The sequence below is a fragment of the Nocardioides ultimimeridianus genome, assembly GCF_054777895.1.
In genome coordinates, this window is sequence record NZ_BAAHAB010000011.1 from 304,883 (window position 1) to 320,455 (window position 15,573).

A 15,573-nucleotide genomic window follows, 5' to 3' on the forward strand; every position below is an offset into this window, starting at 1 on the left:
CGGTGCATTACGGGACCGCTCATCATGAATATGAGCGGAGAAATGCAATGGCGCAGAAGGTCAACATCGTCCTTGTCGACGACATCGACGGCAGCGACGCCACCCAGACGGTCGTGTTCGGGCTCGACGGCAGCAGCTATGAGATCGACCTGAGCGACGCCAACGCGTCGGCACTCCGCGAGGCGCTGGCGCCGTACGTCGGCCACGCCCGGAAGGTCGGCCGCTCGGCCCGTCGTACCGCCCGCGCGGCCGCGGCCTCCGGCTCCACCGGCGCCTCCGCCCGCGAGATCCGCGAGTGGGCCAAGTCCAACGGTCACTCCGTCCCCGAGCGCGGCCGCATCCCGGCCGATGTGCGGGAGGCGTTCGAGTCGGCCAACTAGGACGGCGTCCCGGCCCTGTTCGCTGTGAGCGCACGCGATCCTGCCCTCGGGTGGGAACGCGTAGGCTGCTCGTGGGGTTGTCTCATGCGTGACCCCCCAGTCTGGAGGAGCGAATATGTTCGAGCGGTTCACCGACCGAGCCCGACGCGTTGTTGTGCTGGCCCAGGAAGAGGCCCGCATGCTCTCGCACAACTACATCGGCACCGAGCACATCCTGCTCGGCCTCATCCACGAGGGTGAGGGCGTGGCCGCGAAGGCGCTGGAGTCGCTGGACATCTCGCTGGAGGCCGTGCGCGCGCAGGTCGAGGAGATCATCGGCCAGGGCCAGCAGGCCCCGTCCGGCCACATCCCCTTCACCCCGCGTGCCAAGAAGGTGCTCGAGCTGTCCCTGCGCGAGGCGCTGCAGCTCGGCCACTCCTACATCGGCACCGAGCACATCCTGCTCGGCCTGATCCGCGAGGGCGAGGGCGTCGCCGCCCAAGTGCTGCAGAAGCTCGGCGCCGACCTCAACCGGGTGCGCCAGCAGGTCATCCAGCTGCTCTCGGGCTTCCAGGGCAAGGAGTCCGGCCCGCAGGCCGCCGGCGCCACCACCGGCGCGGGCACCGACGCCCCGAGCTCGAGCCTGGTGCTCGACCAGTTCGGCCGCAATCTCACCCAGGACGCCCGCGAGGGCAAGCTCGACCCGATCATCGGTCGCCACCAGCAGATCGAGCGGGTCATGCAGGTCCTGTCGCGGCGGACCAAGAACAACCCGGTCCTCATCGGTGAGCCCGGCGTCGGCAAGACCTCGATCGTCGAGGGCCTGGCCCAGGACATCGTCAAGGGCAACGTCCCCGAGACGCTCAAGGACAAGCAGATCTACACCCTCGACCTGGGTGCCCTGGTCGCCGGCAGCCGCTACCGCGGTGACTTCGAGGAGCGCCTGAAGAAGGTCCTCAAGGAGATCCGCACCCGCGGCGACATCGTGCTGTTCATCGACGAGATCCACACCCTCGTCGGTGCCGGTGCGGCCGAGGGCGCGATCGACGCGGCCTCGATCCTCAAGCCGATGCTGGCCCGTGGCGAGCTGCAGACGATCGGTGCGACCACCCTCGACGAGTACCGCAAGTACCTCGAGAAGGACGCCGCCCTCGAGCGCCGCTTCCAGCCGATCCAGGTGCCCGAGCCGTCCATCGCGGACACCATCGAGATGCTCAAGGGCATCCGCGACCGCTACGAGGCGCACCACCGCGTGACCATCACCGACGAGGCGCTGGTCTCCGCGGCCACCCTCGCCGACCGCTACATCTCCGACCGGTTCCTGCCGGACAAGGCCATCGACCTGATCGACGAGGCCGGCTCGCGGCTGCGGATCCGCCGGATGACGGCGCCCGCCGACCTGCGCGAGTACGACGAGAAGATCGCCGAGGTGCGCCAGCGCAAGGAGGGCGCCATCGACGGCCAGGACTTCGAGGCCGCCGCCCGCCTGCGCGACGAGGAGAAGCAGCTCATCCTGAAGAAGGCCGAGCGCGAGAAGCAGTGGCGCGCCGGCGACATGGACGAGGTCGCCGAGGTCGACGAGGAGCTGATCGCCGAGGTCCTCGCGGTCGCGACCGGCATCCCGATCGTGAAGCTGTCCGAGGAGGAGTCCACGCGGCTGCTCAAGATGGAGGACGAGCTGCACAAGCGGGTCATCGGGCAGGACGAGGCGGTCAAGGCGCTCAGCCGCGCGATCCGTCGTACCCGTGCCGGCCTGAAGGACCCCAAGCGTCCCGGCGGCTCGTTCATCTTCGCCGGGCCCTCGGGCGTCGGCAAGACGTGGCTGTCCAAGACGCTCGCCGAGTTCCTCTTCGGCGACGAGGACGCGCTGATCCAGCTCGACATGAGCGAGTTCGGCGAGAAGCACACGGTCTCGCGGCTGTTCGGCTCGCCTCCGGGCTACGTCGGCTACGAGGAGGGCGGCCAGCTCACCGAGAAGGTGCGCCGCAAGCCGTTCTCCGTAGTGCTCTTCGACGAGGTCGAGAAGGCCCACCCGGACATCTTCAACAGCCTGTTGCAGATCCTCGAGGAAGGTCGCCTGACCGACTCGCAGGGCCGGGTGGTCGACTTCAAGAACACCGTCATCATCATGACCACCAACCTCGGCACCCGCGACATCGCCAAGGGCATCAACCTCGGGTTCCAGCAGAGCGGTGACGCGGCCGGCTCGTACGAGCGGATGAAGGCGAAGGTCTCGGAGGAGCTCAAGCAGCACTTCCGCCCCGAGTTCCTCAACCGCGTGGACGAGATCATCGTGTTCCCGCCGCTGAGCCAGGAGCAGATCATCGCGATGGTCGACAACATGATCGCGGCGGTCGAGGTCCGGCTGAAGGACCGCGACATGCAGCTCGAGCTCACGCAGGCGGCGAAGAACCTGCTCGCCGTGCGCGGGTTCGACCCGGTCCTCGGCGCGCGCCCGCTGCGTCGTACGGTCCAGCGCGAGATCGAGGACATCCTCGCCGAGAAGATGCTGTACGGCGAGGTCGGCCCCGGCCAGATCGTGCTGGTCGACGTCGAGGGCGAGGGCCCGACCGCGAACTTCACGTTCAAGGGCCAGAAGGTCGCCGAGCTGCCCGACCTGCCGCCGTTCGAGGCGGTGGCCGAGGGCGGCGAGGCCGGCGGCGACGAGGCGGAGAGCCTCGGCTAGACCGCATCGCACCTGATGGAATGGCCCCGGATTCTTGCGAATCCGGGGCCATTTCGTCTGGTGCGAGGTGTTTCTCGGGTCAGTGGGCGGTGCCGGTGAGGTTCAGCAGCACCACGCCGAGCACGATCAGGCTCAGGGCGGCCAGCTTCATCGGGTCCAGGCGCTCTCCGAGGAAGAGCACGCCGACCAGCGCGATCCCGGCCGTGCCGAGGCCGGCCCAGACGGCGTACGCGATGGAGATGGGGAGCTGCTTGACCACCACGGTCAGCATCCAGATCGACAGCACGTAGCCGCCGACCACCAGCACGGTCCAGAACGGGTCACGGAACCCCTCGGTGCGGGACAGCGCTGCGCTGGCCGACACCTCGACCCCGATCGCCGTGAGCAGGAGCATCCAGGCGAACATTCACAACACCTCCTTCCGATGACTTTGTAGCGACTGCTACAGAAATGTAGCACCTGCTACAGTTTGATGCCAGACGGGAGGTGGTGTTCGTGGCGAAGGACACGGACAAGCGCGCCAAGCTGGCGGACGAGGCGACCGACTACGTCCTCGAGCACGGCCTGATCGGGCTCAGCCTGCGACCGCTCGCGGCCGCGATCGGCACCAGTGACCGGATGCTGCTCTACCACTTCGCGGACAAGGACGACCTCGTCGCGACGGTCCTTCGAACCTCCAACCAACGATCGATCGAGATGGTGCGGGCGCTGCCTCCCGCCCGGTCGGTACGCCGGGCCGTCCTCGACCTGTGGGCCGCCTGGAGCTCGGGCCACCTCGAGCGCTGCCAGCGGCTCTACGTCGAGGCGGCAGCCCTCGGCCTGTTCGGGCAGGAGCCGTACGCCGGCGTCGTCCGCGCCGCCAACGAGGTGTGGGTGCAGGCGCTCGCGGACTGGCTGGTCGCGGCCGGCTGCCCGCCGAAGGTCGCTCCCCGCGCGGTCCTGCTGCTCGACGCCGCGCTGATGGGCCTGCACCTCGACCTCCCGCTGGATCGCGGCAGCCGCGAGCTGAGCCGCGCCGTGGCGGACCTCGCCGACACGATCCAGGCCATCGCGAATCCCTAGTTCGGCGGGCCACAACGCGTGATTCGCGTCAGGGGAGGCGGTAGCGGCCGTCCTCGACCGTGGCCAGGCCGTCCTCGACCAGGGAGGCCAGGCACCGGTCGCGCTGCGCGGCGTCCTCCCACACCCGGTCCAGCCGCTCCTTCGACACGCTGCCCTCGCTGTCGCGCAGCACCGCGAGCAGGCGGCCACGCACCTGCCGGTCGGTGCCGGCGTAGGTCTGCACGGGTCGCGGCGGCCCGTCGTACGCCGGGCGCCCGGAGCCGTGCCACGCGCACAGCGCGACGATCGGGCAGTCGGCGCAGCGCGGGCGCTCGGCGGTGCAGACCAGGGCGCCGAGCTCCATCACGGCGACCGACCAGGTCGCCGCGGTGGCGTCGTCCTCGGGCAGCAGCGCCGCCGCCGCGTCGCGCTCGGCCCGGGTGACCGACCGCGCCGGGAACTCCTCGCCCGACACCGCCCGGGCGATCACCCGGCGCACGTTGGTGTCCAGCACCACGTGCCGGCGGCCGTGGGCGAAGCTGGCGATCGCGGCGGCGGTGTAGTCGCCGACGCCGGGCAGCGCGATCAGGTCGTCGTACGCCGCCGGCACCTCGCCGCCGTGCCGCTCGACGATCGCCTGCGCGGCGGCGTGCAGGCGCAGTGCGCGACGGGGGTAGCCGAGCCGGCCCCAGGCGCGCACGGCCTCGCCGCTGCTCTCGGCGGCCAGGTCCGCGGGCGTCGGCCAGCGCTCCAGCCACGCCTCGTGCACGGGCAGGACCCGGACGACCGGTGTCTGCTGCAGCATGAACTCCGAGACCATGGCCGACCATGCCGACGGGGCCGAGGCGTCGGTACGCCGCCAGGGCAGGTCGCGCGCGGCACCGGCGTACCAGTCCAGGACCGGGGCGACGATGGGAGAGCTGGTCATGCCCGCATTCTGCGGGTACGGCGAGGGTCCGCCGATCGGTGGGTCGGTGTGGTTAGCGTGATCGCATGCAGTCCGGCACCACGCTCACCCGCGGACCGCTGCCTCCGGGGGTCTACTGGCGACGTCGGCTGGTCCTGCTCGTGGTCGGCGCCGTGCTGGTGTTCGTGATCGCCCAGCTCCTCGGTGGCGGCAGCGACGGCAAGGGCGGTGCGCCCGTCGCCCAGCAGGCCGCGGCCGGGTTCTCCACCTCCACCGACTCCCCGTCGACGAGCAGCACGGGGACGGTCATGGCCGGTCCGTCGTACTCGGCTCCCACGGGCCGCAGCACCTCGGCCTCGCCGCTCACCCTGGCCGCTCCGAGCGGACCCTGCGCCCCCAGCGACATCACGGTGACCCCGTCGGTGTCGCACGCGGTTGCCGGCTCCGACATCACCATCAACCTCGCGCTGGAGACCAAGAGCTCCGCCGCCTGCACGTGGGACGTCGACCAGCACGACATCGCGGTCAAGATCGCCCGCCACGGCAAGGTGCTGTGGACCTCGCAGCAGTGCCCCGGCGCGCTCCCGGTCCGATCCGTCGTGGTGCGCAACGTGGTCCCCAGCATCGTGACGATGGTGTGGAACGGCCGGGTCTCGACCGTCGGCTGCCGCAGCGGGTCGGACTTCGTGCGCCCCGGCAAGCTCTACCTGTACGCCAGCACCCTCGGCGGGGAGCCGGCACACTCCGCGTTCACCCTCGTGCTGCCGGACGCCCAGACCGTGACGGCCACGCCGACCCAGACCGCAACGGCCACTTCGTCGTCCTCGCCCTCGAAGGCGACGTCCACCACGAGCCCGAAGACCCGTTAGACGTATCTTTCAAGAATCGTCGACTCGGCGAGCCGCGAGAGACCCTCGCGGACGCTGCGCGCCCGGAGCTCGCCGACGCCCTCGACGGCCTGCAGGTCGTCGATGCCCGCCGACAGCAGCTTCTGCAGCGTGCCGAAGTGGTCGACGAGGTTCTCGACCACGATCGCCGGCAGCCGCGGCACCTTGGCCAGCAGTCGGTAGCCGCGCGGCGCGATGGCGCCGTCGAGGTGCTCGCCGCCGGCCAGGCCGAGCACCTTGGTGACCGCGGCCGGGTCGACGAGCTCGGTGGAGGACAGCTCGGCCAGCTTGCCGAGGAGCTCCTGCGGGTCACGGCTGCGCTTGCGGGACGGGACGTAGTCGCGGATCACCAGCTCGCGCTCGATGTCGACGCCGGTCACGAGCTCCTCCAGCTGCAGCGTCAGCAGACGGCCGTCGGTGCCGAGCTCGAGCACGTAGTCCTCGATCTCACGGGCGATCCGGGTGACCATCTCCAGCCGCTGCGCCACCACCGCGACGTCGCGGACCGTGACCAGGTCCTCGATCTCCAGCGCCGAGAGGGTCGAGGACACCTCGTCGAGGCGCAGCTTGTAGCGCTCCAGGGTCGCGAGCGCCTGGTTGGCGCGGGACAGGATCTGGCCGGAGTCCTCGAGCACGTGGCGCATCTCGCCGACGTACGCCGCGATGATCTGCATCGACTGCGACACCGAGATCACCGGGTGACCGGTCTGCTTCGCGACCCGGTTGGCGGTGCGGTGCCGGGTGCCGGTCTCCTCGGTGTGGATGCTCGGGTCCGGCATCAGGTGCACGGCGGCGCGGATGATCCGGGAGAGGGCGCCGTCGACGATGATCGCGCCGTCCATCTTGGCCAGCTCGCGCATGCCGGTGGCCGTGAAGGGCACGTCGAGCTGGAACCCGCCGCTCGAGATCTGCTCCACCAGCCGGTCGTGACCGAGCACGATGAGGGCGCCCGTGCGGCCGCGCAGGATGCGCTCCAGGCCGTCGCGCAGCGCGGTGCCGGGAGCGATGGCGGCGAGCGTCTCGCGCAACCGCTCCTCGTCCGTGCGTTCGGTCATCACGCCGTCACCCTACCGATCACTGCCCATGTCCATGCCCGGTTCGGCTCGTTCAGGTGACGCTGTGCAGATGGGCGCCCGCGACCGGGTCCGCCGCACGGGGCTCGGACTGCTGGCCCATCCGCAGCCCCTCCAGCGTCTGGCGCAGGTCGGGGGCCTCGATCACCCGCATGTTGTCGACGCGGCGCTCACGGATCCGGAGCGGGCGGTCGCGCGCGCTCGAGGGGACGATCGCGACCGAGAACCCCAGCCGCGCCGCCTCGGCGATGCGCAGCTCGGCGTCGCGCACCGGGCGCAGCTCCCCGGACAGCCCGATCTCACCCATCGCCACCACGCCGGCCGGCGGTGGGCTCCCCAGGTACGCCGACGCGAGCGCGATCGCCAGCGCCAGATCGCTCCCGGGGTCGGTGAGCCGGGCGCCGCCGACGGTGGAGGCGAAGACGTCGTACTTGTGCAGGACCAGGCCGCAGTGCTGCTGCAGGACGGCCATCACCATGGCCAGCCGGGACCCGTCGAGGCCCGAGGTGGTGCGGCGCGGACGCTCGGCGGGCGTGGGCGTGACGAGGGCCTGCACCTCGGCCAGCAGCGGGCGGCGGCCCTCCATGGTGACGGCGATGCAGGTGCCCGGCACGCGGCCGTGGTGACGCTCGACGAACAGGCCGGTGGGGTCCTCGACGGCGTGGATGCCGTCCGGGCCCAGGTCGAAGCAGCCGACCTCGTCGACCGGGCCGAACCGGTTCTTGATGGCGCGGACCATCCGGAAGCGCGAGTCGCGGTCGCCCTCGAAGTGCAGCACCACGTCCACGAGGTGCTCCAGCACCCGGGGGCCGGCGATGGTGCCGTCCTTGGTGACGTGGCCGATCAGGACGACCGTGATGTTGCGGGTCTTGGCCACCCGGACCAGTGCCTGGGCCACCTCGCGCACCTGGGTGACGCCGCCCGGCACGCCCTCGACGCCCGAGGCGCCGATGGTCTGGACCGAGTCGACGACCAGCAGCGTGGGGCGGACCTCCTCGACGTGGGTGAGCAGCGCGCCGAGGTCGGTCTCGGCGGCGAGATAGAGCTCGTCCTGGACACCGCCGGTGCGGTCGGCCCGCAGCCGCACCTGGGCCGCGGACTCCTCGCCGGTCACGTAGAGCGTGCGCTGGCCGGCCTGGGCGGTGCGGGCGGCGACCTCGAGCAGCAGGGTGGACTTGCCGACGCCGGGCTCGCCCGCGAGCAGCACCGCCGCGCCGGGCACCATGCCGCCGCCGAGCACCCGGTCCAGCTCGGCGACGCCGGAGGACGTGTGCGCCGCCCGGTCCGCCGACACCGTGCCGATGGGCACTGCCGGGGAGGTCACGGCCGCCGCCGGCGTACGACCCCCGGGGCCTGCGGCTGCCGAGGACGCCTCGGCCACTGATCCCCAGGCCTGGCACTCGCCGCAGCGACCCACCCACTTGCCGGTGCTCCAGCCGCACTCCGCGCAGCGGAACACGGAACGGGGAGCCTTCGCGGATGCCATGCGGCCAACGGTAGGCGGAGCCACCGACGGTGATCGTCCGACGTGCCGAAGCGTCGGGGGCCACTGGTTGAATCGGCCCACCATGAACGATTACTGCCACTTGTGCGATGCCGACCCTTGCTACTGCGGCCAGAACGGCACCGTCGCGGCGAGCCCGTCGCGATCCGCGACGTCCCGCAGCGGCCCGCGTGGCATCGACGAGCCGATGCGTGACTTCGTCCTGAGCGGCTACGAGTCCGGCGTGCACGAGGACTGGAACGGCTGGTTCGTCAGGCTCCTGGAGAAATTCGGGCCCGACCGCACCGCCGTCCGCAACGCCTGGAACCGGGTGAGCAACCAGCTCGGCCGGGAGTGGCGACTCATCGCGCCCGAGGGAGAGCCGATGATGCATCCCTCGCACTACCCGCACATGCAGCACCTCTCCGTGCCCGAGACGATCGTCGAGGTCGAGCGGCTCATCGCGTCAGGAGCGTGGAAGGTCGGTGATCCGGGTCTGCGCATGTGGCAGGTCGCGACACGCCTGCCCAGCGTCGTCTACATCAGCGTGTACGACGCTCTTCACGAGCTGAACCGGCGTCAGCACCTGGTCACCACCACCGCGCCGAGCGGCAAGCCGAGTCAGTTCTGGTACGTGCGGGCCGACTGATCGCGGGCGGGGTGCCCTGCCCTGCGGGCGCGGCGGTTGGCGATGTGGCGGTGGCCAGGGTGAACGCGGCTACCTCAGGCTGACGTTCGCCAGGTAGTCCGAGTGCCCATGCACCTTCGTCGTGACGTTGTGGTCCTTGATGTTCGGCCATTTCGAGGTGAAACCGCTGTGGCCGACGGCGGACGATCCGAGCTGGGCGGTCGAGTAGAGCCACTTCAGGACGTGGTCGTCGGTCGAGTGGTAGTTGCGCACCATGCCGCGCACCGCGCGGTGCAGCGACTGCCAATCCGCCTTGGTGTTGACGGCCGCTCCGAAGAGATGCATCTCCTCGATCTTCGGTGCGGTGCCTGTCCGCGTGCCCAGTGCCTGAGCAGCGTTCACCATCACTCGGCCACCCAAGCTGTGGCCCATCAAGATGTACGGCCCCTCATCGGCGCGAGCGATCAGATCGGCGAGGATCGCTCCCGTCATCGTGGCGCGGTTCACCGCGACCGACCAGGGGTTCACGGCGATGTCCCGGGCACCGAGAACCCAACCGAGACCCGGGATCCCCGCCTTCTTCGATGCGCCCTTCGCGAGCTTGACCACTGCCATCCTGGCGCCCTGCTTGCCGAGGCCATGAGCGGCGAGCACCCCCAGGCCGACGAGCTCCTTGGCGCCCCAGTGGACTCGGTACACGGGCGATTCTGGGTACTTCTGGTCGATCGTCTTCTTCCAGCCGGCCCAGCCGTCCTGGCCCTCGGTGAGGAAGCCGGTCGCGAACACCACGGCCGGGCCGTGCCCCTCCCGGAGCTTCTCGATCCTGAACGACTTGTCCGCTCCGACGTACGCCGTCGTCGCCGTTGCCCCGAGGATGCCTCCGAGTGCGGTGCCCGTCGCCGTCACGACGACCGTGCCGCCGAGCATCCCGAACCCTCCTGCGGCAACTGATCCGCCGCCCAACGCGGCCAGCCCAGCACTTCCGGCAGCCGCGCCCTGCAGACCGAGCACCGTCGTCCCGATCGCGCCGCCGATGGCCGGCGCAGCCATCAGCGCGAGTGGGCCGAGGACGGCCGCCGCGCCGACGACACCGCCTGCCACGAGCGTGACGCGCGAGGCGTTGACGTGGTCGAAGTCGAGCCAGTCGGCTGCTTCAGCCAGGGTCGGGATGTGGGCGTTGAGCTTCTCGAACGAGGGGATCTCGTGCCGGTGCGGCGCGCAGTAGTCCACGGGCCGTCCCGGCAGCTCCAGCGCGAAGTTCTTGCACCGGGGCACAGGGCACTCCACCGTCGGCGTCCCGCAATGGCTGCAGAGGAACTCCTGGAGCACTCGGACGCCGCGCCTCCGGCGGTGCATCGTGAACTCGAAGCAGCCCGAGCACCAGCCTTGCTCCGTCACGTCCGACAGCTGGCCGATGCGCGTGGCGACGCGTCGGGCCAGCTTGGCCTTGGCGGCCGACTCCTTGCGGTGACTCTCCCGCTTCTCCGGGGAGGAGGTCCGACGAGCGGCGAGCTCGTTGTCGGCATAGCCGACGAAGCTCCCGACGAGCGCGGCGTTCCCGATGTAGTCGTCATGACCACTGATCACCGCTCCCTCGCCGGACTCGACGGCTTCGACGACCGTGACGCCGTCGACCTCCAGCTGTGCCTCGTACCCGGTCCTGCGGCCGGTGTAGCGCAACTCGATCACTGCTGACCTCCATGGGTCTCGCTCACACAGCCTTCGGCGCGAGCACGGAAGGAGCCTAGGTTCGCAACATTCAGACCGATGTCGAACCAGGCATTCTCATCAGGGCCGCTCCGCGGCGGCGGTCCGGTAGAGGGCCCGAGCCGTGTCGTCGCCGTACTGCGACCACAGGATCTCGGCCGCGAGATGGGCGTAGCCGGCAACGGCCGAGCGCTCGTCGAGATCCTCGACGTCGTCACCCGCGAAGGGCGCGCCACCGTCCCACCTCTCCGCGCTGGTGAAGTTCTCGTTCTCCAGCGCCACGGCGTAGCCGTCGTACCAGGTCAGCCAGCCGAGCGACGGGCTGGACGACCCGGGGCTCGTGTCGGCTGCGTTCTCGCTGATGTCGAATCGCACGGTCGCCGAGGTCGGCGACGTGTGCTCGAACCGGAAGGTGAACGGCATGCCGTTCCACACGACGCTCACCTGCGCCCTCTCCGCGCCCTTGTCGTAGGCGCCCTCCCACCAGCCGGACTCGCCGTAGGCGATGGTCGATGAGCAGGTCATGGCTGCACTCCTTCGGGTTGATCGATCATGGTGACGAGTCGTGCTGTTGCGTGCTGGAGCTGGTCCATCCGGGCCGCGACGACGTCGCGGCGGATCTCGAGCATCACGCCACGGACGTGCCTGTTGGTGCCGTACTGCTCGAGCGGCACGTAGCAGCCAGCGAACGGTGAGTCGAGGCCGATCCCACCGACCGCGCTCATCGCCTCGACCGCCGCGAGCCGGAGGTGAGCGGGGGTGTGGAAGCTGTCCGTTCCGATGCAGATCTCCGGGCGCGGGCCGCTTCCGTGGAGCTCGTAGGGGAGCGCAGTCTGCGGGTACGAGTGGACGTCGACGACCGTCACGTCCCCTGCTGCTTCGAGCCGATCGCGCACGAGCTCGGCCAGTGCGTCGGCGTACGGCGTGAAGTAGCGGTCGATCAGGTCCTGCCGCTGACCCTGCGACGGCTCGCGGAGGATGCGCAGGTCGGTCGTGCGCTCGTAGACCGCTCCCATGCCGACGGCGTTCATCTCCTCACGCTCGTCGGGGAACCGCTCCGGGTCGACGACGAGACGCGACGTGCGGTTGACGAAGATCCACGGCCGTACGGACACGAGCTCGGCCGCGCCGAGTGCCACCCGGTCGGTGTCCGCGTCGGTGATGGCGCTCAGCTCCGCAGACAGCTCGTGGTCGTTCAACAGGATGTCGGCGCGGACGTCGCCGGGGATGTGCGTCGACGAGTGGGGAACATGCAGGACGACCCGCGATGACGCATCTCCCGGGATCACCTCGAACGTCCTCACGCGTCACGCACCCTTCGGTCGGCGGCGAAGCCGCGGTCGTTGCTCTCGTCCTTTGTCCTGCACAGTGCTCTTCTACAGCAGACGTCCGACGTGAAGGCGACACGAAGCCGTCGCCGAAGCGCCGTAAGGCTTCCGTAAGCCGCACCCCCTGTCGGTACGACGCCCGTGCGGCCAGCATGGGGACATGACCGACGCCCACGACTTCACCGGCCTCCGCGCCGTCTTCGTCAACTGCACCCTCAAGCGCTCGCCCGAGCCCAGCCACACCCAGGGCCTCGTCGACGCGAGCGCCGGCATCATGCGCAAGCACGGTGTCGAGGTCGAGGAGATCCGGCTCATCGACCACGACGTCGCGACCGGCGTCTACCCCGACATGACCGAGCACGGCTGGGCCAGCGACGAGTGGCCCGAGCTGGGGAAGCGGATCCTGGACGCCGACATCCTGGTCGCGGCGGGGCCGATCTGGCTCGGCGACAACTCCAGCCAGATGAAGGTCCTCATCGAACGGCTCTACTCGCTGTCGGGGATGCTCAACGACAAGGGGCAGTACCTCTACTACGGGCGCGTGGCCGGCTGCCTGATCACCGGCAACGAGGACGGCATCAAGCACTGCGCGCAGAACATCCTCTACAGCCTGCAGCACGTCGGCTACACGATCCCGCCGAACGCCGACGCCGGCTGGATCGGCGAGGCAGGGCCGGGGCCGTCGTACCTCGATGCGGGTAGTGGCGGGCCGGAGAACGACTTCACCAACCGCAACACCACCTTCATGACCTGGAACCTGATGCACCTGGCGAAGCTGCTCAAGGACGCGGGCGGGGTGCCGGCGTACGGGAACCAGCGCTCGGAGTGGAACGCGGGCACCCGCTTCGACTTCGAGAACCCCGAGTACCGCTGAGGACCCCTTCCGCGGCTTGGCTCCGCGCGCCACGATGGAGGAATGGCTGAGTCAGCGGGAGACAGCGTCGAAGAGATCGTCATCGTCGGAGGCGGGCTCGCCGCGGCCAAGGCCGTCGAGACCCTCCGGGACGAGGGGTACGCCGGCGGGGTGACCGTCGTGAGCGGTGAGGCGGAGCCGCCGTACGAGCGACCACAGCTGTCCAAGGACTTCCTCAAGGGCGACAAGGACTTCGCGGTCCTCCACGACCCCCAGTGGTACGCCGACCGCGACGTCGCGCTGCGCAGCGGTGTCCGCGCGACCCGGCTCGACCTCGGGGCCGGCACGGTGCACCTCGAGGACGCGACCGACCTGCGCTTCGACCGGCTGCTGCTGGCCACCGGCGCATCGCCGCGCCGCATCGACCTGCCCGGCGCCGACCATGCCGTCACCCTGCGCACCATCGAGGACGCCCGCCGGATCCAGTCGGCACTGGAGCCGGGGCGGACCGTCGCGCTCATCGGCGGCGGCTGGATCGGGCTCGAGGTCGCCGCGGCGGCCCGCGCTCGGGGTGCCGACGTCGTGGTCCTCGAGGCCGGCCCGCTGCCGCTCGGCAACGTGCTCGGCCCGGACCTGGCGCGCCACCTGGTCGAGCTCCACCGATCCAAGGGCGTCGACCTCCGCACCGAGGTGCACGTCGAGTCGATCGAGCCGGACGGGGTCGTCACCTCGGACGGGAGGGTCGACGCGGACCTGGTCGTGATGGCCGTGGGCGCGGTCCCGGAGACCGCCCTGGCCGAGGCGGCCGGCCTGGCTGTGGACAACGGCGTCGTGGTCGACCAGCACCTGCGCACGAGCGACCCGCGGGTCTTCGCCGCCGGCGACGTGGCCAAGGCGGAGAGCTCGCTGTTCGGCCCGCTCCGGGTGGAGCACTGGGACAACGCGATCCGGCAGGGCCGGCTGGCCGCGCGGACGATGCTCGGCCGGGAGGGGGAGTACGACTGGGCGCCGTACTTCTACACCGACCAGTTCGACTTCTCCATGGAGTACGTCGGCCACGGCGCCCCCGACGACGAGGTGGTGGTGCGCGGGGACCTCGCGGGCAACGAGTTCATCGCCTACTGGCTGCGCAACGGCACTCTGACCGCCGGCATGAACGTCGGGATATGGGACGTCAACGACAAGCTGCGGTCGATGGTCGGGACGCGGGTGGATCCCGAGGACCTCACTGACCTGCGCTGAGGCCGCTGATCAGAACCGCTTCCACCACAGGTTGACCGCGTAGTCGACCTCGAGACCCTCGTGGTGCCGCAGCACCTGCTCGGCGGTCTCCGGGTTCAGCTCGATCCGCACGACCTCCTCGAGGTCGGCCCGGCTCTCGAAGCGCCACCCCATGTCCACGCGCTCCAGCGTCCACCCGTGCGTCGTCCAGAACCGCTCGATCGTGTCCGGCGGGTCGAGGTGCGGGTAGCCGCGGCGGAACCAGGCGCCGAAGGTCGAGCGGGAGCCGTCGTTGTCGATGACCATGGCGGTCCCGCCGGGCCGGACGACCCGCGCGAGCTCCGCGAGTCCCGGCTCGCAGCCGGGCCCGAAGAAGTACGCCCAGCGAATGTGGACAGTGTCAACACTGTGGTCGGGCAGCGGGATCTGCTGGGCCGTGCCCACGCGCAGCGTGATGTTGCCGAGGTCGCGGGTACGACGCCCGGCCAGCCGCAGCAGGCCCGTGTGGGGCTCGACGCCGACGACGTGGTCGGCGGTCTCGGCGAACCGCGGCAGGTGGAAGCCGGTCCCGCAGCCGAGGTCGAGGACGACCCGGTCCCGCCAGTCGGCGCACGCCTCCATGGCGCGCCACAGCCGGCCGTCCGGGTCGGCGGCGCGGTTCTCGATCTCGTAGCTCGCCGTGTGCCGCCAGATGTTGGGGCTCGCGATCGCGCCGCGGGCGATCCCGGAGGTGCTCAGATGCGGACCAGGCCGTTGGGCGTGAGCACCTGGGCGGCGAGCAGCCCCGGCGTGCCGTGCGGGGCGACCCACTCGACCTTGACGTCCTCGAGCGGCGCCTCGACGGTCTCGCCGAGCCACTCGCTGACCCGCTGCGGGTCGCCGGCGATCTCCAGGGCGACCAGGCTGGCCTCGCCGTCGGAGTCGGCCGACGGGTGCAGCGCGCGGTCGGACTCCCACTGGATGAAGAACGGAAGCTGCGGGTCGGCGATCAGGCCGTTGACGCCGATCTGCTGCCAGCGCAGCTCGGTGCCGTCGGGCCGGTGCCGGCTGCCCTGCGCCGCGCTGCGGCCGAGCCGCTGCTCGACCACGGTGATGTCGGGAACGGCGACGACCCAGCCGAGCCACCCGCCACCGGCTGCCGAGCGAGCCTTGACGGCCTGACCGAACGGTGCCTTGTCCGAGGCCGGGTGGTCCAGCGCCTCGACGACCTCGAGGTAGGTGCCGTTGCTCATCGGCAGGATCCGGTTGCGGGTGCCGAAGCGGGGGTGCACGCCCCCCTCGCCGAACTCCACACCGAGAGCCGCGCCGAGCCGCTCGGCGGTGCTGTCGAGACCATCGGGGCCGGCGGCGTAGGAGAGGTGATCCAGGCGCATGTCGGTATTGTTCTCCGGCCCGCGCGG

Annotated in this window: 16 protein-coding genes; 7 read left to right on the forward strand and 9 right to left on the reverse strand. The window is 70.6% G+C overall.

What is annotated here, in order from left to right:
• The first annotated feature begins 47 nt into the window (after nt 1–47).
• Nucleotides 48–380, forward strand: a complete 333-nt coding sequence (locus ACYU8V_RS12960) for a histone-like nucleoid-structuring protein Lsr2 (protein WP_460847891.1) — start codon at nt 48–50, stop codon at nt 378–380.
• 115 nt (nt 381–495) lie between these two features.
• Nucleotides 496–3,045: an ATP-dependent Clp protease ATP-binding subunit gene (locus tag ACYU8V_RS12965; protein ID WP_460847892.1), complete on the forward strand. Its 2,550-nt coding sequence runs from the start codon at nt 496–498 to the stop codon at nt 3,043–3,045.
• Between the two features lie 79 nt (nt 3,046–3,124).
• On the opposite strand, the gene ACYU8V_RS12970 is transcribed toward ACYU8V_RS12965, so the two are convergent.
• Complete coding sequence (locus tag ACYU8V_RS12970; RefSeq protein WP_460847894.1) at nt 3,125–3,451, reverse strand: DMT family transporter; 327 nt, start codon at nt 3,449–3,451, stop codon at nt 3,125–3,127.
• Between the two features lie 89 nt (nt 3,452–3,540).
• On the opposite strand from ACYU8V_RS12970, the gene ACYU8V_RS12975 reads away from it, so the two are divergent.
• The gene (locus ACYU8V_RS12975; RefSeq protein ID WP_460847896.1) at nt 3,541–4,107 is read left to right on the forward strand and encodes a TetR/AcrR family transcriptional regulator; all 567 of its coding nucleotides are present in this window, start codon (nt 3,541–3,543) and stop codon (nt 4,105–4,107) included.
• A 28-nt stretch (nt 4,108–4,135) separates the two neighbouring features.
• On the opposite strand, the gene ACYU8V_RS12980 is transcribed toward ACYU8V_RS12975, so the two are convergent.
• On the reverse strand, nt 4,136–5,014 hold the full coding sequence (locus tag ACYU8V_RS12980; RefSeq protein ID WP_460847898.1) for an HhH-GPD family protein: 879 nt from the start codon (nt 5,012–5,014) through the stop codon (nt 4,136–4,138).
• 65 nt (nt 5,015–5,079) lie between these two features.
• Here ACYU8V_RS12980 and ACYU8V_RS12985 point away from each other — a divergent pair, with 65 nt between their 5' ends.
• Nucleotides 5,080–5,862, forward strand: coding sequence for a hypothetical protein (locus ACYU8V_RS12985; RefSeq protein WP_460847899.1), 783 nt, complete (start codon nt 5,080–5,082; stop codon nt 5,860–5,862).
• Here ACYU8V_RS12985 and disA read toward each other — a convergent pair.
• Nucleotides 5,859–6,935, reverse strand: coding sequence for a DNA integrity scanning diadenylate cyclase DisA (disA, locus tag ACYU8V_RS12990; protein WP_460847901.1), 1,077 nt, complete (start codon nt 6,933–6,935; stop codon nt 5,859–5,861). The two genes, ACYU8V_RS12985 and disA, sit on opposite strands and share 4 nt — an antisense overlap.
• 52 nt (nt 6,936–6,987) lie before the next feature.
• Entirely contained in the window at nt 6,988–8,439 is a 1,452-nt protein-coding gene (gene radA / locus ACYU8V_RS12995; protein WP_460847902.1) for a DNA repair protein RadA, read from the reverse strand.
• An 82-nt stretch (nt 8,440–8,521) separates the two neighbouring features.
• On the opposite strand from radA, the gene ACYU8V_RS13000 reads away from it, so the two are divergent.
• On the forward strand, nt 8,522–9,085 hold the full coding sequence (locus ACYU8V_RS13000) for a hypothetical protein (protein WP_460847903.1): 564 nt from the start codon (nt 8,522–8,524) through the stop codon (nt 9,083–9,085).
• 69 nt (nt 9,086–9,154) lie between these two features.
• Here ACYU8V_RS13000 and ACYU8V_RS13005 read toward each other — a convergent pair whose 3' ends face one another.
• The 3 genes from ACYU8V_RS13005 to ACYU8V_RS13015 form a co-directional block, all read right to left on the reverse strand.
• On the reverse strand, nt 9,155–10,753 hold the full coding sequence (locus tag ACYU8V_RS13005) for a DUF726 domain-containing protein (RefSeq protein ID WP_460847904.1): 1,599 nt from the start codon (nt 10,751–10,753) through the stop codon (nt 9,155–9,157).
• A gap of 99 nt (nt 10,754–10,852) precedes the next feature.
• A complete protein-coding gene (locus ACYU8V_RS13010) occupies nt 10,853–11,296 on the reverse strand; it encodes a hypothetical protein (RefSeq protein WP_460847906.1) in 444 nt (147 codons plus the stop codon).
• The gene (locus tag ACYU8V_RS13015) at nt 11,293–12,075 is read right to left on the reverse strand and encodes an N-formylglutamate amidohydrolase (protein WP_460847907.1); all 783 of its coding nucleotides are present in this window, start codon (nt 12,073–12,075) and stop codon (nt 11,293–11,295) included. Before ACYU8V_RS13015 ends, ACYU8V_RS13010 begins: the two co-directional genes overlap by 4 nt.
• Nucleotides 12,076–12,259: 184 nt before the next feature.
• Here ACYU8V_RS13015 and ACYU8V_RS13020 point away from each other — a divergent pair, with 184 nt between their 5' ends.
• Nucleotides 12,260–12,973, forward strand: a complete 714-nt coding sequence (locus tag ACYU8V_RS13020; RefSeq protein WP_460847910.1) for a flavodoxin family protein — start codon at nt 12,260–12,262, stop codon at nt 12,971–12,973.
• A gap of 42 nt (nt 12,974–13,015) precedes the next feature.
• Nucleotides 13,016–14,194: an NAD(P)/FAD-dependent oxidoreductase gene (locus ACYU8V_RS13025; protein WP_460847912.1), complete on the forward strand. Its 1,179-nt coding sequence runs from the start codon at nt 13,016–13,018 to the stop codon at nt 14,192–14,194.
• Nucleotides 14,195–14,203: 9 nt separating this feature from the next.
• Here ACYU8V_RS13025 and ACYU8V_RS13030 read toward each other — a convergent pair whose 3' ends face one another.
• On the reverse strand, nt 14,204–14,983 hold the full coding sequence (locus ACYU8V_RS13030) for a class I SAM-dependent methyltransferase (RefSeq protein ID WP_460847913.1): 780 nt from the start codon (nt 14,981–14,983) through the stop codon (nt 14,204–14,206).
• Entirely contained in the window at nt 14,908–15,546 is a 639-nt protein-coding gene (locus ACYU8V_RS13035) for a VOC family protein (protein WP_460847915.1), read from the reverse strand. The genes ACYU8V_RS13030 and ACYU8V_RS13035 overlap by 76 nt, the downstream gene beginning before the upstream one ends.
• Between the last annotated feature and the right edge of the window lie 27 nt (nt 15,547–15,573).

Excerpts from the sequence above, each read along its gene's own strand:
- ACYU8V_RS13025 (WP_460847912.1), top strand. The coding sequence starts at position 13,016 with ATGGCTGAGTCAGCGGGAGACAGCGTCGAAGAGATCGTCATCGTCGGA.
- ACYU8V_RS13035 (WP_460847915.1), bottom strand. The coding sequence starts at position 15,546 with ATGCGCCTGGATCACCTCTCCTACGCCGCCGGCCCCGATGGTCTCGAC.
- radA (WP_460847902.1), bottom strand. The coding sequence starts at position 8,439 with ATGGCATCCGCGAAGGCTCCCCGTTCCGTGTTCCGCTGCGCGGAGTGC.
- ACYU8V_RS12970 (WP_460847894.1), bottom strand. The coding sequence starts at position 3,451 with ATGTTCGCCTGGATGCTCCTGCTCACGGCGATCGGGGTCGAGGTGTCG.
- ACYU8V_RS12985 (WP_460847899.1), top strand. The coding sequence starts at position 5,080 with ATGCAGTCCGGCACCACGCTCACCCGCGGACCGCTGCCTCCGGGGGTC.
- ACYU8V_RS13000 (WP_460847903.1), top strand. The coding sequence starts at position 8,522 with ATGAACGATTACTGCCACTTGTGCGATGCCGACCCTTGCTACTGCGGC.
- disA (WP_460847901.1), bottom strand. The coding sequence starts at position 6,935 with ATGACCGAACGCACGGACGAGGAGCGGTTGCGCGAGACGCTCGCCGCC.
- ACYU8V_RS12965 (WP_460847892.1), top strand. The coding sequence starts at position 496 with ATGTTCGAGCGGTTCACCGACCGAGCCCGACGCGTTGTTGTGCTGGCC.
- ACYU8V_RS13010 (WP_460847906.1), bottom strand. The coding sequence starts at position 11,296 with ATGACCTGCTCATCGACCATCGCCTACGGCGAGTCCGGCTGGTGGGAG.
- ACYU8V_RS12960 (WP_460847891.1), top strand. The coding sequence starts at position 48 with ATGGCGCAGAAGGTCAACATCGTCCTTGTCGACGACATCGACGGCAGC.
- ACYU8V_RS13020 (WP_460847910.1), top strand. The coding sequence starts at position 12,260 with ATGACCGACGCCCACGACTTCACCGGCCTCCGCGCCGTCTTCGTCAAC.
- ACYU8V_RS12980 (WP_460847898.1), bottom strand. The coding sequence starts at position 5,014 with ATGACCAGCTCTCCCATCGTCGCCCCGGTCCTGGACTGGTACGCCGGT.